This window comes from Pseudotenacibaculum haliotis (genome assembly GCF_042684245.1).
Classification (GTDB): Bacteria; Bacteroidota; Bacteroidia; order Flavobacteriales; family Flavobacteriaceae; genus Polaribacter; species Polaribacter haliotis_A.
On the sequence record NZ_JBHULH010000003.1, the window covers coordinates 417,320 to 436,114 of the forward strand.

Below are 18,795 nucleotides of genomic sequence, written 5' to 3' on the forward strand. Positions count from 1 at the left end.
TTTATAAGATATTCCAGCAATTTTCTTGAAAATAATTTTCAAAAGTCTTTGTAGTTTCTTTTTTTGTTTTAAATTTGCACCCGCATTGATAGCAATGCCACGATCTTTTAAATAAAATGACTACGCGAAAGTAGCTCAGGGGTAGAGCATCACCTTGCCAAGGTGAGGGTCGCGGGTTCAAATCCCGTCTTTCGCTCTATTCTAAAATAAAAGTCCAAATGCAGAAGTGGTGGAATTGGTAGACACGTTGGACTTAAAATCCAATGGCCTGAAAGGCCGTGCGGGTTCAAGTCCCGCCTTCTGTACAAAAGAAAACCAAGACGAAAGTCTTGGTTTTTTTGTTTTGAAAAACTTAGAAATAAAAAAGCCTTCATAATTTATGAAGGCTTTTCTTTTTAAATTTTAATTTGTCGATTGATCTGTTGATCTAAAGAAATGAACGTTTCCGTTCGTGCTACACCTTTAATTCTCTGAACATCATGATTCAGCAAATACATTAGATCTTCATTGTTTTTACAAAGAATCTTTATGAAGATCGACCAGTTTCCTGTGGTGTAATGACATTCAACAACTTCGGGAATGTCTCTTAATTTTTTAATGGCAGAAGAATACATACTGGCCGATTCCAGAAAAATCCCCACAAAAGCAGTGGTTGTGTATCCTAAAGCTTTGGGATTAAGAATTAATTTAGACCCTATCATAAGTTCAGAGTCTTCAAGCTTTCTTAATCTTTGATGAATTGCAGCTCCGGAAATTCCTACTTCCCTTGCAATTCCTAGAACAGGTGTTCTAGCATCTTCTACGAGTCTTTTGATAATGATTTTATCAATACCATCTATTTTGATCCCCCCAGACATAAATATATAGTTTAGTGATTAGTGATTGTAAGAGATCAAATATAAAAAAAGAAAGGATATAAACAAATACCCTTTCTTTAATTATGTTATATAAGTAAAAATACCTATTATGCTTCCATTTCGAAATCTTCCATGAATTTAGTAGTATAATTACCTGCTACATAATCTGGATGATCCATTAATTGTCTGTGGAATGGAATGGTGGTTTTTACTCCTTCGATGACAAACTCATCTAATGCTCTTCTCATTTTATTGATTGCTTCTTCTCTTGTTTGAGCAGTTACAATCAACTTAGCGATCATAGAATCATAGTTTGGTGGAATCATGTATCCTGAATACACGTGAGTGTCTAGTCTGATACCATGACCTCCCGGTGCATGAAAAGTAGTGATTTTCCCTGGAGAAGGTCTAAATCCGTTATGTGGATCTTCAGCATTGATTCTACATTCGATAGAGTGTAGGTTTGGAGTATAGTTTTTTCCTGAAATTGGAACTCCGGCAGCAACTAAGATTTGCTCTCTGATCAAATCATAGTTAATTACTTCTTCAGTAATTGGATGCTCTACCTGAATTCTGGTATTCATCTCCATAAAGTAGAAGTTTCTGTGCTTATCTACTAAGAATTCTACAGTTCCAGCTCCTTCGTATTTGATATATTCTGCAGCTTTTACAGCAGCAATCCCCATGGCGTCTCTTAACTCGTCAGTCATGAAAGGAGAAGGAGTTTCTTCTGTTAATTTTTGGTGACGTCTTTGTACCGAGCAATCTCTTTCAGATAGGTGACAAGCTTTTCCGAAAGAATCCCCAACAATCTGTATTTCAATATGTCTAGGTTCTTCAATCAGCTTCTCCATGTACATTCCGTCGTTTCCGAAGGCAGCTTTAGCTTCCATACGAGCAGAATCCCAAGCATCTCTTAGGTCTTCTACTTTCCATACAGCACGCATTCCCTTACCTCCACCACCAGCGGTAGCTTTTAGCATTACAGGGAATCCCATTTCTTTTGCTAATTTTTCTGTCTCTTCGTAAGTATCTAAGATTCCGTCCGAACCAGGAATACAAGGTACTCCTGCAGCAATCATAGTTGCTTTTGCAGAAGCTTTATCTCCCATTTTATCAATCATTTCGGCAGTAGCTCCAATGAACTTGATCTCGTGCTCTTCACATAGTTTAGAGAACTTTGCATTCTCAGACAAGAAACCATATCCTGGGTGAATTGCATCAGCATTAGTAATTTCTGCTGCTGCAATAATATTAGACATTTTTAAGTAGGATTCAGAACTCGGTGCAGGACCAATACAAACAGCTTCATCAGCAAACTTAACGTGTAAGCTTTCTGCATCAGCTGTAGAGTATACTGCAACTGTCTTAATTCCCATCTCTCTACAGGTTCTAATTACTCTTAAAGCAATCTCACCTCTATTGGCAATCAATATCTTTTTAAACATAATCGTTACATTTTGTTCTTCTATACAGTAGTATAAACTGTATGTAGAATTGTTATGATGGGTCTACTAAGAATAAAGGTTGATCAAACTCAACTGGAGAAGAATCTTCAGCTAAGATTTTAACAATCTTTCCTGATACTTCAGATTCGATCTCGTTGAAAAGTTTCATTGCCTCAATGATACAAACAGTATCACCTGGTTTGATCTCACTTCCAACTTCTGCAAAATTAGGCTTATCCGGAGATGGTTTTCTGTAGAAAGTTCCAATGATTGGTGACTTGATTGTGATATATTTTGAAGTGTCTTCAGCAGCGGCATCATTTGAAGCAGTTTCGGCTGGTGCAGGAGCAGCAGCTACAGGAGCTGGTGCAGGAGCAGCTTGAGGAATAGAAGCAACAGGAGCAGCTTGTACAATTGTTGTCTCGGTTTTAGATGAACCCGTTTTGATGGTAATCTTAACGTCCTCCATTTCTAGTTTTACTTCACTTGCACCTGACTTAGCTACAAACTTGATAAGACTTTGAATTTCTTTGATGTCCATTATTGTGTCGATTTTAGTGTTTTAGTAGTTTAAGAATTATAAGCCCATTTTAAATAGATAGCTCCCCAAGTGAAGCCTCCACCAAATGCAGCAAAAATTAAATTATCTCCTTTTTTGAGTTTATCTTCATAATCAGCAAGTAATAAAGGTAATGTTGCTGATGTTGTGTTTCCGTATTTATGGATATTCATCATCACTTTGTCAGGATCTAGATCAATTCTGTTAGCAGTAGCTTCAATGATCCTTTTGTTGGCTTGATGTGGAACTAACCAGTTTACTTCTTCTTTAGAAATATCATTTCTGGTTAACATTTTTTCTGCCACATCTGCCATGTTAGAAACAGCAAATTTAAATACTGTCTTTCCTTCTTGATGAACAAAGTGTTGCCTGTTCTTAACAGTTTCTCCAGATGGAGGAAGAATAGATCCTCCGGCTTCAATCTTTAAGAACTCTCTACCAATTCCATCACTTCTTAAGTATTCGTCCTGTAATCCGTAACCGTCGGTATTAGGTTCAAACAAAGCTGCTCCGGCACCATCTCCAAAAATGATACAAGTAGCTCTGTCTGTATAGTCGATAATAGAAGACATTTTATCAGCTCCTATCAACAATACTTTTTTATACCTCCCGGACTCAATATAAGAAGCTGCTGTAGACATTCCGTACAGAAAGCTAGAACAAGCGGCTTGTAGATCATAAGCAAAAGCATTGGTAGCTCCAATTTGACTTGCTGTAAACACTGCGGTAGAAGCAACAGGTAGGTCAGGAGTAGCAGTAGCTACAATTACCATATCTATTTCCTTTGGGTCTAAATTTGTTTTTGCTATCAGATCTTCGGCAGCTTTTACTGCCATATATGATGTACCTTTATTAGGTCCTTTAAGAATTCTTCGTTCTTTAATTCCTGTTCGGGTAGTAATCCATTCGTCGTTGGTATCTACTAAGGTTTCTAACTCTTGATTGGTTAGAACGTAATCGGGAACATATTTCCCAACTGCTGTTATCGCTGCAGTTATTTTTGTCATAGTTATAACTTGATTAGAAGAAAGATTTTAGTTGTTTGTTACCCTCTCTATAACTAGGTGACTAAAGTACTAAAAAATATTTTAGATTTTTTTAATCAAAAGACCAAAAATGATCGATTTTTAGTTAAAAACATAAAAAAACCCTCTGAAAAGAGGGTTTTTGTGTCTTTTTTCACACAAATTATGCTTCAGCAGCACTAGAATCTAATACTACTTGACCTCTGTAGTATAATTTTCCTTCATGCCAGTGAGCTCTGTGGTACAAATGCGCTTCTCCTGTAGTAGGATCTACAGCTATCTGAGGCATAGAAGCTTTGTAATGAGTTCTTCTCTTATCTCTTCTAGTTTTAGATATTTTTCTTTTAGGATGTGCCATCTTATGTCGTTTTTTCTATTATTCTCTAATTAAACCTTTTAATTTATCCCATCTGGGATCTATTTTCTCTTCCTTCTCTGAAGGACTGTCTTCATCTATCTGAAGTTCTTTTAATCTTTCGAGCGCTTCGGAATTCATTGTCCCATCCAGTACTTTTGGGTGTACTTTTTTAGATGGAATAGATAAAACGATCAATTCATAAATAAATTGAGCAACATTGATCTGATACTCTTCATGAGGAATGATCAATATTTCGTCATTATCATCATTGTATTCCGGGCCAAACTTTATGATCAGAGAAAAAGTTCCCTCAATCTCTTGATCAAAAGACTCCAATGAAACATCGCAATCAACATTAACAGATCCTTTAGCTTGAAAAGAAAGTTCTAATAAAGTACTCTTCTTTACAAAGTGCAAGTTGATGTGTATGTTACTGCTATGAAACTCATCAAAGTTAAAAGCTTCAAAGAACGTGTTGTCAATATCATACTCAAATACATGATCTCCTTGTTTTAACCCTACAAAAGGAATGTTGAATTTTTTCAAGTCTTTCATTGTAAATGAATGAATTTGAGCGTGCAAAGATAATAAAATGTTTTAATAAACAACTAAATAAATGTTATTAATACGTTGTTATGATTTCGCAGTTAAAACATTTTTAGTGAGTTCTTTATATTCACTTCTGTTTTGGTGAACTTTTATTGCTGTAAAAAGAGCTTCCTTGAAAGAATCGGCATTGGCTTTTCCTTTTCCCGCAATATCAAATGCAGTACCGTGATCCGGAGAAGTTCGTATTTTATTTAAACCGGCGGTATAGTTCACACCGTTTCCAAAAGATAGTGCTTTAAAAGGCGCTAGCCCTTGATCGTGATACATGGCCAACACTCCGTCAAATTGCTTATAAGTTCCTGATCCAAAGAAACCATCTGCAGCATAAGGACCAAAGATCATCCAACCTGTATCATCTTTGATCTTTTGTATTGTAGGTTTGATAACTTCTTCCTCTTCTTTTCCTATAACTCCATTATCTCCTGAGTGAGGATTCAATCCTAGTATGGCTATTTTAGGTTTGTTGATGTTGAAATCTCTCACCAAAGACTGTTGAAGAATTGATACTTTTTTCTCAATGAGTTCTGGAGTAATGGTTTCAGCTACTTTAGCTACAGGAATATGCCCCGTGATCAAACCAATTCTTAGAGCATCGTTCATTAAGATCATCAAACTATCTCCTTCTAGATGACTTTCAAGAAATTCTGTATGTCCTGAAAAAGGAAAATCTTCAGACTGTATTGTTTCTTTATTAATAGGAGCGGTTACTAATACATCAATAGCATCTTCTTGTAAGGCTTTTACAGCTTTATCTAAAGATTGAAATGCGTAGTTTCCTCCCTGTTTGGTTGCCTTTCCTATCTGAACAGAAGCTTCTTCTTTCCAAATGTTCAGAAGATTTATTTTACCATGAACAATTGCATCGAGAGAGCGAATGCCTTGTACATTGGTTTCGACACCTAAGATCTTTTTATGAATAGAGATCGTTTTGGAAGAACCAAAAAGTACCGGGGTACAAAAATCTAACATTCTCTTATCTTCAAAGGTTTTTAGAATTACTTCTATCCCAACACCATTGATATCTCCTATTGAAATTCCAACAACTATTTTCTGCGCTTTACTCATATCTCAATTGTAATATTCCTACTTTTGTACACAGCAAAAGTAATTAATTTTATATACATGTTTACCGGAATCGTTGAGACTTTAGGACTCGTTAAAAGAATTGAAAAGGAGAAAGAAAACCTACACCTAACCATTGAGAGTAGTTTTACAGATGAACTTAAAATCGATCAAAGTGTTTCACACAATGGAGTTTGTTTGACTGTTGTAGACATTCAAGATTCTCAATACACTGTTACTGCAATAAAAGAAACGATTGAGAAAACAAACATAGGAAACCTGACAGTTGATGAGTATGTGAATTTGGAACGTGGAATGAAGCTGGGAGACCGTTTAGACGGACACATCGTTCAAGGGCACGTCGATCAAACAGGGACTTGTGTAGAGGTTAAAGATGCAGACGGAAGTACATATTATACGTTTGTTTACGATCCTAGTTTGCATAATATTACTATAGAGAAAGGGTCTATTACGATTAATGGTGTTAGTTTAACTGTTGTAGATTCTACGAAAAACGGCTTTAGCGTTGCAATTATTCCTTATACTTTAGAGAATACAACATTCAAATATCTGAAAGAAGGAGATACTGTAAATTTAGAATTTGATGTGATTGGTAAGTACGTAACCAGACTCCAAGGCTTAAAAGAATAAGCTTAGTCTCTTACTTTTTTAATACCGTAAAAAATACCTGCTGCAAGTAAAAAGAGTGCTCCTCCATCAATTGGCAACCCCGGAGGTGGTGGGGGAGGAATTGGAGGGGGAACGGCTTGGCTATTCGCAACAAAGGAACAGCAAATAACAATTACTAGTGTAATTAATCTTTTTTTCTCCATTTTATATCCCCCCAGATTAAAATTAGAAATTATTCTTATGGTGTAAATATAATCTTTAAATCAACACCAGCAAACAAAAAATTAGTGGACCCAGAAGGGCTCGAACCTTCGACCCCCTGATTATGAGTCAGGTGCTCTAACCAGCTGAGCTATGGGTCCTGCTAATTGGTTGGCAAATGTAACAACTTTTTAGAAATCTTAACAGAGTTTCTAGAAATAAATTATTTGTTTCTTGCCATAAGAAAAGTTCCAAAGTCTTTTAAATTCTGTTTACTTTCAGAACTTATGTTCATTTCTTCTAAGATAGAGAAAGAAGATTTGGTGTAGTCTTCTATTAGTTTTTGTATTAAAGAAGGGATGTCATTCCTTTCAAAAATCCTCTTTACTTCTTCTATTTTTATTGAATTATCTTCTAATTTTTGATTGTAAAAATATTCTAATTTCTGTTGATCTTCTTCGTTGGATAATTCAAGAGCTTTTAAATATAAATAGGTCTTTTTATTCTCAATAATATCTCCACCTACTTGTTTTCCAAAGGTTTCAGGGTTTCCAAAAGTATCTAAATAATCATCTTGCAATTGAAAAGCAAGTCCTAAATTTAATCCATACTCATACAAACGATCTGCATCCTCCTCTGAAGCTTCAGCAACAATGGCTCCCATTTTAAGGGCTGCTGCAACAAGAACAGAAGTCTTTAAGCGTATCATATTAATATACTCTTCAATGGTAACATCGTTTCTTGTTTCAAAATCAATATCCAATTGCTGTCCATCACAAACTTCCAGAGCTGTCTTACTAAAAAGCTTAGCTAATCTTTGAAAAATGAGAGGCTCGTAATTCTCGAAATATTGATACGCTAAGATAAGCATTGCATCTCCGGAAAGTATTCCTGTGTTTAAATCCCATTTCTGATGCACCGTTTCTTTCCCTCTTCTTAAAGGGGCTTCATCCATAATATCATCATGAACCAATGTAAAGTTGTGAAAAACTTCAACAGCTAAAGCGGCCGGTAGTGCTTTTTTAAAATCGCCAGAAAGAATATCGGCAGCCATTAAGGTTAAGATCGGTCGTATACGTTTACCGGACAGTTGTAAAATATAATCTATAGGCTTGTATAGATTCTCAGGCTCTTTCACCCAGTTGATGTTTTCAAGGTAACTTAAAAACTCTTTCTGATAAGATGTTAAATCCAATGTATTGTAAAATTTTGGTAAAAATAAGCGATTGCAATTTTACAGTAAGTTAAGAATGTTAAAAATTAACTAATACTTTGGAAACTTTTTTGGTTTCTAAAGTTTCCTTTCGTAAATTTGCCCCCGATTATGAGAGATAAAATTTTAGAAAAAGCCAGAGAAATGTTTTTAACCTTAGGGTATAAAAGCGTTACAATGGATGATATTGCTTCAGAATTAGCAATTTCTAAAAAGACACTTTACAAGTACTTTGATAACAAGCTAGCTTTGGTTGAGGAAGCTACTGTGGGTTTACATGAGTCATGTTTAATGATGGTAAACGCGGTAATTTCACAAGGTTACAACCCTATCAAAGAAAACTTTGAGATTAAGAAGATGTTTAAGGAAATGTTTAAAACAGCATCATCATCCCCTATTTATCAATTAAGAAAGTACTATCCCAAGATTCACGAAAAAGTAATGAAGAAAGAAATGGTTGCTTTTTCAGAATGCTTGAGATCCAATTTGGAAAGAGGTATTCAAGAAGGGTTTTATAGAGAAGAAATAAAAGTAGAGTTGTATACACAGTTCTACTTTTCTTTAGTGTTTAGCATACATGATTCCCCTATCGAGAACCATAAAATTCCGGAATTGGAAAAAGAGGCGTTGGTTTATCACACAAGAGCCATTGCAACTAAAAAAGGAATAGAAGAATTAGAAAACCAATTATACACCAACAATTAATAAATGAAAAAGTATCTAGTAATTATTACTGCTATTTTTCTAGGAATTTCTGTAGAGGCACAAGAGTCTTCAATGACTTTATCTTTACAAGAAGCTATAGATTTTGCTATTAAGAATAGTTATGATAACAAAGTCGCTCAAAGGGATATTGAGTCGGCTAAACAACAAAAGTGGGAAACAACCACTATCGGGCTACCTCAAATAGAGGCAACTGTTGATTATCAACACTGGTTAAAACAACAGGTAACCCTTTTTGATACCAATGGAGATGGTATAAATGAAGAGTTTACTTTCGGGACCAAGCAAAATGTAAATGCTGCTGTAACATTAAGGCAGTTAATATTTGATGGTTCTTATATCGTAGGATTACAATCTGCCAGAACTTTTTTAAAAATTTCTCAGCAGGCTAAAGAGAAAACTGAGCTCTTAACAAGAGAAGCAGTAATTAATGCTTATGGTAATGTTTTAGTTACAGAAAAGAGCATTGAGATCTTTGAAAATAACGAGAAAATTCTTGAAAAGAACTTTAATGATGCCAAGAAGATCTTCGAAAACGGATTAAACGAAGAAGAAGATGTAGAGCAATTGGAAATCACTTTAGGAAATATCAAGAGTCAATTAAACAGCTTGAAACGTTTGAAAGTAATTGCTTACCAAATGTTGAATGTTACTTTAGGAAATGATATCGACACTGAGTTGACTTTAACAGACAACTTAGATTCTTTAACTGAAACAAATATAGACTTTGGATTAATTAGTCAATCGTTCAACTTAAACGATCATATAGATTATAAGATCGCGGAGAACGATAGAGAATCGAAACGTTTATTAATGCAGTTAGAGAAAAGTAAAGCGTTACCAACACTTAATGCTTTTGTAAACTACGGAAGTCAGGCAAACTCAGATTCATTTTCTTTCTTCAACGGAAACCAAGAATGGTTCAACTACTCTCTATTAGGGGTAAGTTTAAAGGTACCAATCTTTAGTAGCTTTGGAAGAAGTGCTAAGACACAAAGAGCAAAAATTGATCTTGAGGTCGCAGACATTCGATTAAAAGAAACGGAAGAAAAATTAAGCTTACAGGCAAAAAGAGCAAAGAGCGATTATCAGTTAAGTATAGAAGATTATCAGACAGCTAAGAAGAACTTGAATTTAGCAGAAAGAATTGAAAAGAAGCAACGAATCAAATTCTTTGAAGGTTTATCTACAAGCTTCGATTTAACTCAGGCTCAAAATCAATTATATAGCCAACAACAAACATTTATCCAATCTATGTTAGATGTGATTGCTAAAAAAGCAGCATTAGAAAACGCATTAAACATCCCAGTAAAATAACTATCCAAATGAGAAAGATCTATTCAATATTCATCATGACACTAGTGTTAGTTTCATGTGGGAAAAACGAAACAGGTTCTTTAGACGAAGTATTAAACTCTAAAGATGTAAAAGTAATTCAGGCTAAGAAGACCGAATTAGATACAAAACAGCAAGAACTTGCTGCACAGATCAAGCAGTTGAACGAAAAGTTGGAGGAATTAAATCCAGATAAAAACATACCGTTAATTACAACATTCCCGGCAAAGCAATCTGTATTTACACATTACTTGGAATTACAGGGAAATGTAATGACAAAACAAAACGTATTGATCTATCCTGAAATGGGTGGCTTATTACAAAAAGTATATGTAACCGAAGGGCAAAGAGTAGCAAAAGGAGATCTTTTAGCAACTATTGATGACGGAGGATTGCAACAACAGTTAGCACAAACAGAAGCTACAGCTGAGTTGGCAAAAACTACTTATGAGCGTCAAAAGAGACTATGGGATCAAAAGATCGGTTCTGAGATTCAATACCTTCAAACAAAGACAGATTATTTAGCTAAGAAAAATGCTGTTGAGCAATTGAAGAAGCAATTAGACAAAGCAAAAATCACAGCACCTTTTGACGGAGTAATCGATGACGTGATCAAAGAAGAAGGAACAATTGTAGCACCGGGTCAAGGAGCAGAAGTTTTCAGAATTGTGAACTTAAACAATATGTACATCCAAACAGATGTTCCAGAAACATACGTAAAAAGTATTACCAAAGGAAAAGAAGTTGTAATCAACTTTCCAATTTTAGGAACAACTGTAGATTCTAAGATCAGACAAGCAGGAAACTTTATCAATCCGGCAAACAGAACTTTCAAAGTTGAAATACCTGTACCAAGCAATAGCAAGAACGTTAAACCTAATCTGACAGCCAGATTAAAAATTAACGATTATACAAATGATGATGCTATTTTAATTCCATTGAGTATTATTTCTGAAAATGCTCAAGGACAACAGTATGTATATGCTGTAACAGGAATTCAAAAGAAAGGAAACGTTACTTACGGAAAAGCTGTTCAAAAGATTATCAAGGTAGGAAAAACTCAAGGAGATGATATCGAAGTATTAGAAGGAATCAATGTAGGAGATCAAATCATCGATGCAGGAGCACGTACTGTAAAAAACAACCAAGAGGTAAAAATTACTACCGAAGAAAAAAAGAAATAAACCATGACTGATCAACAAAAGAAAGTAAATAAAGAATTTGGTCTTTCGTCTTGGGCAATTAATAACAAGACCACCATTTATGTATTGATGGTTGTGATCTTCTTCTTGGGATTGTCTGCTTTTTTAAGCATGCCAAGAGAGAACTTCCCTGAAATACGTGAGACCAAGATCTACATCAGCTCCTTATACCCGGGGAACACAGCTGAAGATGTAGAGAAATTGATTACCGATCCACTGGAAGACAAACTAAAAACTTTAAGTGGAGTTATCGATATTACATCAACTTCTCAAGAAGATTACTCAATGATCATTGTTGAGTTTGATGAAAAAATAAGTGTAGGAGAAGCAAAGCAAAAAGTAAAAGATGAGGTAGATTCTGAAACTTCGAGTGAAGACTGGCCTACCTTTAACAACGCAAAAGTAGATCCAAATATTTTTGAATTGAGTTTGTCTGAGGAAATGCCAATCCTTAATATTAATATTAGTGGAGATTATCCTGTAGACAAATTAAAAGAATTCGGAGAATACCTTCAAGATGAGATTGAAGATTTGCAAGAGATCAAGAAAGTAGATATTCGTGGAGCTCAAGATAAAGAAGTAGAAGTAGCAGTAGATATCTATAAGATGATGGCTGCTCAGGTGAACTTTAATGATGTTATTAATTCCATTAAAAACGGAAATACAACCATGTCTGCCGGTAATTTGATTGCTAGTGGACAAAGAAGAACCATTCGAATTATAGGAGAGATCGATGATCCTCATCAACTAGAGAATTTTGTAGTAAAATCTGAAAAAGGAAACTCTATCTACCTAAAAGATATAGCAGAGGTCTTTTTTAAAGATAAAGAGAAAACTACCTATGCTCGTGAATACGATTCAATTCAGAAAGGCGGAGCTCCTGTAGTGATGCTGGATGTTAAGAAAAGATCGGGGCAAAACATGGTGGAAGCAGCAGAGAAAATTCAAAAGATCGTAAAAGAAACCAAAGAGAATGTATTCCCTGCCAACTTAAAAGTAACTATTTCTAACGATCAATCTTCTAAAACTATTGGTCAGGTTGATGACTTGGTAAACAACATCATCTTCGGGGTAATCTTGGTAGTTACCGTACTAATGTTCTTCTTAGGATTTAAGAACGCCTTATTCGTAGGATTTGCAATCCCAATGTCTATGTTCATGTCTTTAATGATCTTGAACGCTATGGGATACACCATGAATACAATGATTCTGTTTGGATTGATTATGGGACTTGGAATGCTGGTGGATAACGGAATTGTGGTTGTTGAAAACGTCTATCGTTTGATGGATGAAGAAGGAATGTCTCGAATTGAAGCAGCAAAGAAAGGAATTGGAGAAATTGCATTCCCAATTATCATTTCTACAGCAACAACAGTAGCGGCCTTCGTACCGTTAGGATTGTGGCCTGGAGTAATGGGGCAGTTTATGATCTACTTCCCGGTAACGTTATCTGTAGTATTAGGATCATCTCTATTCGTAGCGATCTTCTTTAACTCGGTAATGGTATCACAATTCATGAGTACGGAAGATAAGAATATGCCATTAAATAGAATTGTTAAACTAACTGTGATCATGGCAATCTTCGGAATCATCATTTTGATCTTTGGAGGAGCCTACAGAGCATTAGGAACAATCATGGTATTTACAGCCATTATGCTTTGGATCTATCGTTTAGGATTAAGACCATTGGCAAATGGATTCCAGAACAGAATTTTACCAAAATGGGAACGTTTTTATGAAAAAGCGATTACTGCAGCTTTAAAAGGTTGGAGACCAGGATTGATCGTAATCTCTACATTTGTTTTATTATTCATTGCTTTTGGAGGATTTGGAGCTTCAGTAGCAAGTCAAAGAACCAAAGTAGAATTCTTCCCTGACAATGATCCAAACCAGATTATTGTGTATATCGAATACCCTGAAGGAACCGATATTGAAAAGACCAATGAGATCACAAAGCAAGTTGAAGACAGAGTATATGCTGTTTTAAATTCGCCTGAGTATGTAGACAACGGATACAATTTCTTGGTAGAAAGTGCAGTATCTCAAGTTGGTGCCGGAGCAGGAAACCCTCAAACTGATGGAGGTTCGGCTGCAGAGATGCCTCACAAAGGAAAGATCACAGCTACCATGCGAGAGTTTAAATACCGTAGAGGAGCTGAATCTAAAGAATTACAAGCAAAAGTACAGGAAGCATTAAAAGATGTATATCCGGGAGTTTCTATCTCAGTAGAAAAAGATGCTGTAGGACCACCGGCAGGATATCCAATTAGTGTACAGTTAGAAGGAAAAGATTATGATGAATTGATCGTAACTGCTCAAAAAATGAGAGACTATATCAATTCTAAAAATATTCCTGGAATCGATGAATTAAAGATCGATGTGAACAAAGCGAAACCAGCAATGTTGGTTGAAGTAGATAGAAAGAAAGCAGGAGAGTTAGGAGTTAGTACCGGACAGGTAGGACAGCAATTGCGTAACGCAGTTTTTGGATCCAAAGCAGGTATTTACAAAGAAGATGGTGACGATTATGATATTTACGTACGCTTTAACAAAGAGGATAAATACAATACGAGCGCTATTTTCGAGCAACGAATTACGTTCAAAGATCAAAATTCAGGGCAAACAAAAGAGATTCCTATTTCTGCCATCGCTAAGAAGAGCAACAATTCAGGATTTAGCGCCATTAAGCATGATGGAGTAAAAAGAGTTGTATTGTTGTACTCTGCACTGGCTCCGGGAGGAAATGCAGCAGCTATTGTAACTCAAATCCAAAAAGAAATGGAGAGTTATCCAGACCTTCCATCTACAGTAAAAGTAGATTATACTGGAGAGATCGAAGAGCAAACCAAGCAGATGAATTTCTTAATGGGAGCTTTCTTTACAGGGTTGGCATTAATCTTCTTTATTTTGATCTTCCAGTTCAACTCAGTTTCTAAACCCGGAATCATCATGTTGGCGATCTTCTTGAGTTTGATTGGAGTATTTGGAGGAATTGTAGCAACAGGATCTTCGTTTGTAATTATGATGACTATGATGGGTATCATCTCATTGGCAGGAATTGTAGTAAACAATGGTGTGGTACTGTTAGATTATACACAGCTGTTGATTGATAGAAAGAAGGTAGAGCAAAATGTAGATGAGAATGATTATGTAGATATTCAAACATTAAGTGCAGCAATCATCAGAGGAGGAAAAGCACGTTTACGTCCTGTATTGTTAACGGCAATCACAACCATTTTAGGATTGATTCCATTGGCAACCGGATTAAACATTAACTTCTTTACGTTGGTAAGCGAATTTGATGCGCATATCTACGTAGGAGGAGACAACGTGATCTTCTGGGGACCATTAGCATGGACAGTAATCTACGGATTATTGATCGCTACTTTCCTAACATTAATTGTAGTACCAATATTATTCTTCTTAATCACGAAGTTCAAAATGTGGTTAAGAGTTAAAATGGCATAACGCCCCCCTTCTATAATGTAACCTAAGGGTTGTGGATTTTATATCTGCAACCCTTTTTTAGTATAAGTTCAGAATCTTCTTTTTAAGAATTTGTCCGTTCGTTAATTGAATCTCCACCAGTAATAAAGGAGAATTTGATCTTTTAATAGAGATGGAATGAGTTTCACTTTCGATAACATCTAAGTGGTTTTTAGACCCTAAATAAACTGAATATAGATCATGAACAGTTACACTTTTAACATAGATGTTAGGTATTGATAAAGGAGATATTATGATGTCGCTTCCGTTTTTATAAGCAGTAACGTCGGTTGTTTTGATTTTTGGCTTTTTGATTTTAGAATTAATTAATAACTCAAATCGCTCTTTAAATGTACCTATGTTAGAATAAAAAGTATAGCTCCCGTCTTTTAGGTTATGATGTATATTTTCATCCTTGTCAAATAAAATAATCTCAGAATTAGGGAGGTTATCTCCAATAATATGATCTATGGAAATTGTAAAACTACCTGCAAAAGAAGAATCATACCCTAAAGAGATAGTCTCCTCTTTTCTTATAGGAGGTTTCCCTTGAATACCATACACTCCTTCTTTTATGAGTGAATAGAAGTTGGCAGATAAATTTCCTACAAAACGTTTACCATCATATTTAGAATCCGGACCATTTGTAGCTCCTTTTAAAAATCCAATTAAAATTTGATTAAAGGTAGATTCAGAAGAAAGGTTTAGCCAGATATTGTCCTTTTTTAAGCCCGGTTTAACAGGAGTAGGTCCCCTAAAGAAGCTATTGTTATTTCCGGAAATTCTCATGCTATTGGTAAATGAAACATTGCTTGAAGCAATAGCTTGTGCAAAAAAACCTTGACCTGAAGCAATATTTCCATCTGGGGTTACCCCACCACTAACAGCTGCAGTTCCTCCGGTAGTATTATACATTGCATAATCATCTTGAGTGTTGTTTCCTGCACTATCTTCGGTATTGTGAGTCCAGAAGTAAATTGTTCCTCCAATTGTTGAAGAATTATCATTTAAAAAAGTGTCGGCATCAATAGCAGAAGCATAAGGGTTTCCTATTAAGTTCCAATCGTTAGTATCGTCAGCATCGTTAGAAAAACCAAGAGTTACATCTATGTTACCATTGTTAGGAACACCGCCGGTAAAAGAAGCTGTATAAGTTCCGGGGTAACTGGCTCCAGTGTCTCCAATAATAGCATAGCCAGTTCCTACAGACATAGATGTGGCAGAGGTGGCACTAACAAAATTTTGTGTGGTAGCATTAAAAGAAAAATATAATTGAGCATTGGCTACTTCAGCCAATGTAGAAGAAGATAAAGGTGTAGACCAAAAAGTATAATCACCCTCTTCTTGCTGGGATGTAGAAATTCTTTCAACGGTGTAATTTGCTCCAGTATTTAAACCATCCGATGTTTCTTGAACCAACGACCCTCCACTATTGATAATTAAATCACCGTTATTGACAATTCCATTCTCGATGGTTATGGTACCTCCAGAATTAACAGTTACGGTTCTTGATGCATTAATCTGACATTCACAAACGCTAAAGTTCCCGTCAGTAGAAGTATCATAATCTCCATCTATAACGCCTGTAAAATAATCACTAGGGTTCCCGGTTCCATTCCAAGAAGTAGTCCATGTGATCTCTGAAGTAAATGTACTGGTAAAATCTTGGACAACAGTGTTGGAGCCTCCCCAATTGGCATTGGTGCATATGGCGCTCAGAATAGCACTTCTGGTTCCAGTTAATGTTGAGCTGTCATACATTGCATTGTCAATCTCTGTAATAGCAATAGCGTTTGTTCCATTTGTCAAACCAGTAGGCAGAGCCGAGGTTCTAGCATTGGAAGCTGTAGATTGCCATACAGCTGAGCCTTCATTATTAATGGCAAAAATGAACGTTGGCGTGGCTGCAGATCCTTGGTAAGCTAAAATTTGATCTCCATTTACACCTAATGCTACATTAGTAAAAGTAAAGGTTATGATGTCTCCACAAGAAATGTTTCCTGTTGCGGTCCAAGTGTCTATGCCTTCATTGGATCTAAAAGTATTGTTACTTCTCCAGCCATTGTCAGTAAAGTTAATGGATGTTCCGTTTTCCATGCTTGTGAGAGCTATAAACTTAATAGTTTCAGTAGCTCCATCGGCATTGTACTGTAAAATTGCAATATCCCCAGCAGAAAGAGTTGTTTGCGAGAATACTTTACATGCTCCTATAAGAGCAAAAAGTAAAAAGGGTAAAAACCTCATAATCTTAAATTTAAAGGGTGGGGAAGTACCTACCAAGGTACAAAATCTATTTTTTTAAAAAAAGTATATTTTTATAATGCTCTCTTTTTTAAATTGTACTCGATGAAAAGAAGTGTTTTTACAGTAGATGAGATTAAGAAGAAGTTAGAGTACTACTGCGCTTACCAAGATCGATGTCATCAAGAAGTAGAGAAGAAACTTTCTGAGTTCCGTTTGATTCCAGAAGCAAGGGAAATGATCTTACTGCATTTGATGCAACACGATTTTTTAAACGAAGAACGCTTTGCAAAAAGCTTTGCCAGAGGGAAGTTCCGAATAAAACAATGGGGAAGAAAAAGAATCGTTCAAGAGTTAAAGTACAGAGATATTACAGAGTATAATATCAAATCGGCATTAAAAGAGATCGGTACAGATGAATACATGTCTACCTTATACAAAGTAGCTGAAATAAAAGAAAGAGCGATCAAAGAGAAGAACGCATATTTAAAAAAGCAAAAACTATATCAGCACTTATACAGAAAAGGCTACGAGTCTGATTTGATACAAGAAGTGATCAAAGATGTTATTTCTCAAAAGTCTTAGCTATAATAGAATCTGTTTCTTTTTTCACATCAATGAGCTTTTGAATATCATCATTAGGTACTGTCACAGATAATACATAGTGTTTTAATGTAAACTCATCTCCTTTTTTTTGAAGAACTCCCGATCCTCTGCAAAGCCCCATCCAAGTAGATAACAATTCATCAAACCAAATAAAAGAAGCATCATTATTCATGTAGGTGTTTCTATCAATAGCTGTAAAACTCCAAGCTCTACCTCTATCAAAATAAGGCTTGCTAAAAGCTACAAATTCACTTTTGTTCCAGTTCTCTGTAGCATCAGTTCCAATAAAAATAGAAAGGCTATCCATCTTATTAAAATAACCATCAAAATCAGCTTCAGAAGCAGCCAAGTGCCATTGATCTAAAAACGTGTTTACTTGAGTAGAAATAGCTTCTTTTTCAGCATCCGTTTTAGCAGGACTTTTTACATTACAGGAAAAAAGTACAAATGCCGCTATGAGAAAGGATAGTTGTTTAATTTTCTTTTTTGCTTTCATTTTTCTTGTTTTTATTGGATCTCCGCAAACTATTCTTTTGAGGAAGTTTCTTTTGTTTTCTTTTGAGCTCTTGAGGTTTAATAACTTTTGGATGTTCAGATTCGTTTGGAATAGAATCAGTTCTTTTAAATTCGGTAGAAAATTTCGGATCATTTACTTCATCATCTAAATCGGCTTGTTTTACAACGGTATTGATCTTTGAATTTATAGATGAAAATGCCAAGAGCAATTTTTCTACTTGAGCATTTACTTCGGTTGCTTTGATAGATGAGATAGAAGACATATCATATAATCTCATAGATTCATTTAAAAGTAGATTTACTCGAGCTTTAAAAGCATCAGACTCCAAGAATTTAGGAGTTACACTATCTCTTAAACTCTTTACCAGATCATTTAGTTCTTTTGAGTTGTTCAATGCTTCATTCGGAGAAATAGAATTAAACCTGTCTAGAAAATTCTTCAAGGATTCATATTCTAACCAATCGTCAATTTTCTTTTGAGATTTAGGTGTGAGATCATTGATTTTCTCGTGCTTTTGAGTCACACTAAGCTCAGACCTTTCAACAACAGTACTCTGAGTAGTTTCCTTCTTTTGACAAGAAACGATAAGCGCTAGAAAAGCAAAAAAAACAAAATATTTCATGCAGTAAAAATAGAGCCCTAAAAGTACACAATTTCATTGAAACTCAGCGACAAGCTTAGCTCAGAAGATTTGTTTAAGATTTTACAAATAATGAAAAGATA

General features: G+C 35.4%; 18 protein-coding genes and 3 tRNA genes. 8 read left to right on the plus strand and 13 right to left on the minus strand.

The genetic code is table 11. The features are described from left to right. The first annotated feature begins 124 nt into the window (after positions 1 to 124). Together ACFSRZ_RS07530 and ACFSRZ_RS07535 are read left to right on the plus strand one after the other, a co-directional pair. A tRNA-Gly gene (locus ACFSRZ_RS07530) sits at positions 125 to 196 on the plus strand. A gap of 24 nt (positions 197 to 220) precedes the next feature. Next, positions 221 to 305 (plus strand) — tRNA-Leu (locus tag ACFSRZ_RS07535). Between the two features lie 90 nt (positions 306 to 395). On the opposite strand, the gene ACFSRZ_RS07540 is transcribed toward ACFSRZ_RS07535, so the two are convergent. From ACFSRZ_RS07540 to pdxA, 7 genes are all read right to left on the minus strand, one after another. Then, positions 396 to 857 carry an Lrp/AsnC ligand binding domain-containing protein gene (locus tag ACFSRZ_RS07540; RefSeq protein WP_379665929.1) on the minus strand — a complete coding sequence of 154 codons (462 nt, stop codon included), beginning with the start codon at positions 855 to 857 and terminating at the stop codon, positions 396 to 398. A gap of 107 nt (positions 858 to 964) precedes the next feature. Then, complete coding sequence (accC, locus tag ACFSRZ_RS07545; RefSeq protein WP_379665930.1) at positions 965 to 2,305, minus strand: acetyl-CoA carboxylase biotin carboxylase subunit; 1,341 nt, start codon at positions 2,303 to 2,305, stop codon at positions 965 to 967. A 52-nt stretch (positions 2,306 to 2,357) separates the two neighbouring features. Beyond that, the gene (accB, locus tag ACFSRZ_RS07550; RefSeq protein ID WP_379665931.1) at positions 2,358 to 2,846 is read right to left on the minus strand and encodes an acetyl-CoA carboxylase biotin carboxyl carrier protein; all 489 of its coding nucleotides are present in this window, start codon (positions 2,844 to 2,846) and stop codon (positions 2,358 to 2,360) included. Between the two features lie 29 nt (positions 2,847 to 2,875). After that, positions 2,876 to 3,871, minus strand: coding sequence for a beta-ketoacyl-ACP synthase III (locus tag ACFSRZ_RS07555; RefSeq protein WP_379665932.1), 996 nt, complete (start codon positions 3,869 to 3,871; stop codon positions 2,876 to 2,878). A gap of 181 nt (positions 3,872 to 4,052) precedes the next feature. Further along, a complete protein-coding gene (rpmF, locus tag ACFSRZ_RS07560; RefSeq protein ID WP_379665933.1) occupies positions 4,053 to 4,247 on the minus strand; it encodes a 50S ribosomal protein L32 in 195 nt (64 codons plus the stop codon). Between the two features lie 18 nt (positions 4,248 to 4,265). Then, positions 4,266 to 4,802, minus strand: coding sequence for a YceD family protein (locus ACFSRZ_RS07565; protein WP_379665934.1), 537 nt, complete (start codon positions 4,800 to 4,802; stop codon positions 4,266 to 4,268). A gap of 78 nt (positions 4,803 to 4,880) precedes the next feature. Next, complete coding sequence (gene pdxA, locus ACFSRZ_RS07570) at positions 4,881 to 5,921, minus strand: 4-hydroxythreonine-4-phosphate dehydrogenase PdxA (protein ID WP_379665935.1); 1,041 nt, start codon at positions 5,919 to 5,921, stop codon at positions 4,881 to 4,883. Between the two features lie 57 nt (positions 5,922 to 5,978). Here pdxA and ACFSRZ_RS07575 point away from each other — a divergent pair, with 57 nt between their 5' ends. After that, positions 5,979 to 6,569, plus strand: a complete 591-nt coding sequence (locus ACFSRZ_RS07575; protein ID WP_379665936.1) for a riboflavin synthase — start codon at positions 5,979 to 5,981, stop codon at positions 6,567 to 6,569. Positions 6,570 to 6,571: 2 nt separating this feature from the next. On the opposite strand, the gene ACFSRZ_RS07580 is transcribed toward ACFSRZ_RS07575, so the two are convergent. From ACFSRZ_RS07580 to ACFSRZ_RS07590, 3 genes are all read right to left on the minus strand, one after another. Beyond that, on the minus strand, positions 6,572 to 6,751 hold the full coding sequence (locus ACFSRZ_RS07580) for a PID-CTERM protein-sorting domain-containing protein (RefSeq protein ID WP_379665937.1): 180 nt from the start codon (positions 6,749 to 6,751) through the stop codon (positions 6,572 to 6,574). An 85-nt stretch (positions 6,752 to 6,836) separates the two neighbouring features. Next, positions 6,837 to 6,910, minus strand: a tRNA-Ile gene (locus ACFSRZ_RS07585). 62 nt (positions 6,911 to 6,972) lie between these two features. Beyond that, on the minus strand, positions 6,973 to 7,944 hold the full coding sequence (locus ACFSRZ_RS07590) for a polyprenyl synthetase family protein (RefSeq protein WP_379665938.1): 972 nt from the start codon (positions 7,942 to 7,944) through the stop codon (positions 6,973 to 6,975). Between the two features lie 129 nt (positions 7,945 to 8,073). On the opposite strand from ACFSRZ_RS07590, the gene ACFSRZ_RS07595 reads away from it, so the two are divergent. From ACFSRZ_RS07595 to ACFSRZ_RS07610, 4 genes are read left to right on the plus strand one after another with little or no spacing between them, the layout of a single operon-like run. Continuing rightward, on the plus strand, positions 8,074 to 8,667 hold the full coding sequence (locus tag ACFSRZ_RS07595; protein ID WP_379665939.1) for a TetR/AcrR family transcriptional regulator: 594 nt from the start codon (positions 8,074 to 8,076) through the stop codon (positions 8,665 to 8,667). Between the two features lie 3 nt (positions 8,668 to 8,670). After that, positions 8,671 to 10,002, plus strand: coding sequence for a TolC family protein (locus tag ACFSRZ_RS07600; RefSeq protein WP_379665940.1), 1,332 nt, complete (start codon positions 8,671 to 8,673; stop codon positions 10,000 to 10,002). 8 nt (positions 10,003 to 10,010) lie between these two features. Next, positions 10,011 to 11,204, plus strand: a complete 1,194-nt coding sequence (locus ACFSRZ_RS07605) for an efflux RND transporter periplasmic adaptor subunit (RefSeq protein WP_379665941.1) — start codon at positions 10,011 to 10,013, stop codon at positions 11,202 to 11,204. A 3-nt stretch (positions 11,205 to 11,207) separates the two neighbouring features. Then, the gene (locus tag ACFSRZ_RS07610) at positions 11,208 to 14,690 is read left to right on the plus strand and encodes an efflux RND transporter permease subunit (RefSeq protein ID WP_379665942.1); all 3,483 of its coding nucleotides are present in this window, start codon (positions 11,208 to 11,210) and stop codon (positions 14,688 to 14,690) included. A gap of 57 nt (positions 14,691 to 14,747) precedes the next feature. Here ACFSRZ_RS07610 and ACFSRZ_RS07615 read toward each other — a convergent pair whose 3' ends face one another. Next, entirely contained in the window at positions 14,748 to 16,952 is a 2,205-nt protein-coding gene (locus ACFSRZ_RS07615; protein WP_379665943.1) for a hypothetical protein, read from the minus strand. A 102-nt stretch (positions 16,953 to 17,054) separates the two neighbouring features. On the opposite strand from ACFSRZ_RS07615, the gene ACFSRZ_RS07620 reads away from it, so the two are divergent. Further along, positions 17,055 to 17,534, plus strand: coding sequence for a regulatory protein RecX (locus tag ACFSRZ_RS07620; RefSeq protein ID WP_379665944.1), 480 nt, complete (start codon positions 17,055 to 17,057; stop codon positions 17,532 to 17,534). Here the strand turns inward: ACFSRZ_RS07620 and ACFSRZ_RS07625 are convergent. Together ACFSRZ_RS07625 and ACFSRZ_RS07630 are read right to left on the minus strand one after the other, a co-directional pair. Continuing rightward, complete coding sequence (locus tag ACFSRZ_RS07625) at positions 17,515 to 18,051, minus strand: nuclear transport factor 2 family protein (RefSeq protein ID WP_379665945.1); 537 nt, start codon at positions 18,049 to 18,051, stop codon at positions 17,515 to 17,517. The genes ACFSRZ_RS07620 and ACFSRZ_RS07625 overlap by 20 nt on opposite strands. Further along, positions 18,029 to 18,694, minus strand: a complete 666-nt coding sequence (locus ACFSRZ_RS07630) for a hypothetical protein (RefSeq protein WP_379665946.1) — start codon at positions 18,692 to 18,694, stop codon at positions 18,029 to 18,031. Before ACFSRZ_RS07630 ends, ACFSRZ_RS07625 begins: the two co-directional genes overlap by 23 nt. Positions 18,695 to 18,795 lie beyond the last annotated feature (101 nt).

What these genes read in the sequence shown, in the direction of transcription:
- accC (WP_379665930.1), bottom strand. Translation starts at nt 2,305, where the DNA reads ATGTTTAAAAAGATATTGATTGCCAATAGAGGTGAGATTGCTTTAAGA.
- ACFSRZ_RS07555 (WP_379665932.1), bottom strand. Translation starts at nt 3,871, where the DNA reads ATGACAAAAATAACTGCAGCGATAACAGCAGTTGGGAAATATGTTCCC.
- ACFSRZ_RS07595 (WP_379665939.1), top strand. Translation starts at nt 8,074, where the DNA reads ATGAGAGATAAAATTTTAGAAAAAGCCAGAGAAATGTTTTTAACCTTA.
- rpmF (WP_379665933.1), bottom strand. Translation starts at nt 4,247, where the DNA reads ATGGCACATCCTAAAAGAAAAATATCTAAAACTAGAAGAGATAAGAGA.
- ACFSRZ_RS07620 (WP_379665944.1), top strand. Translation starts at nt 17,055, where the DNA reads ATGAAAAGAAGTGTTTTTACAGTAGATGAGATTAAGAAGAAGTTAGAG.
- accB (WP_379665931.1), bottom strand. Translation starts at nt 2,846, where the DNA reads ATGGACATCAAAGAAATTCAAAGTCTTATCAAGTTTGTAGCTAAGTCA.
- ACFSRZ_RS07540 (WP_379665929.1), bottom strand. Translation starts at nt 857, where the DNA reads ATGTCTGGGGGGATCAAAATAGATGGTATTGATAAAATCATTATCAAA.
- ACFSRZ_RS07565 (WP_379665934.1), bottom strand. Translation starts at nt 4,802, where the DNA reads ATGAAAGACTTGAAAAAATTCAACATTCCTTTTGTAGGGTTAAAACAA.
- ACFSRZ_RS07625 (WP_379665945.1), bottom strand. Translation starts at nt 18,051, where the DNA reads ATGAAAGCAAAAAAGAAAATTAAACAACTATCCTTTCTCATAGCGGCA.
- ACFSRZ_RS07600 (WP_379665940.1), top strand. Translation starts at nt 8,671, where the DNA reads ATGAAAAAGTATCTAGTAATTATTACTGCTATTTTTCTAGGAATTTCT.
- ACFSRZ_RS07630 (WP_379665946.1), bottom strand. Translation starts at nt 18,694, where the DNA reads ATGAAATATTTTGTTTTTTTTGCTTTTCTAGCGCTTATCGTTTCTTGT.
- ACFSRZ_RS07615 (WP_379665943.1), bottom strand. Translation starts at nt 16,952, where the DNA reads ATGAGGTTTTTACCCTTTTTACTTTTTGCTCTTATAGGAGCATGTAAA.
- ACFSRZ_RS07575 (WP_379665936.1), top strand. Translation starts at nt 5,979, where the DNA reads ATGTTTACCGGAATCGTTGAGACTTTAGGACTCGTTAAAAGAATTGAA.
- ACFSRZ_RS07610 (WP_379665942.1), top strand. Translation starts at nt 11,208, where the DNA reads ATGACTGATCAACAAAAGAAAGTAAATAAAGAATTTGGTCTTTCGTCT.
- pdxA (WP_379665935.1), bottom strand. Translation starts at nt 5,921, where the DNA reads ATGAGTAAAGCGCAGAAAATAGTTGTTGGAATTTCAATAGGAGATATC.
- ACFSRZ_RS07605 (WP_379665941.1), top strand. Translation starts at nt 10,011, where the DNA reads ATGAGAAAGATCTATTCAATATTCATCATGACACTAGTGTTAGTTTCA.
- ACFSRZ_RS07580 (WP_379665937.1), bottom strand. Translation starts at nt 6,751, where the DNA reads ATGGAGAAAAAAAGATTAATTACACTAGTAATTGTTATTTGCTGTTCC.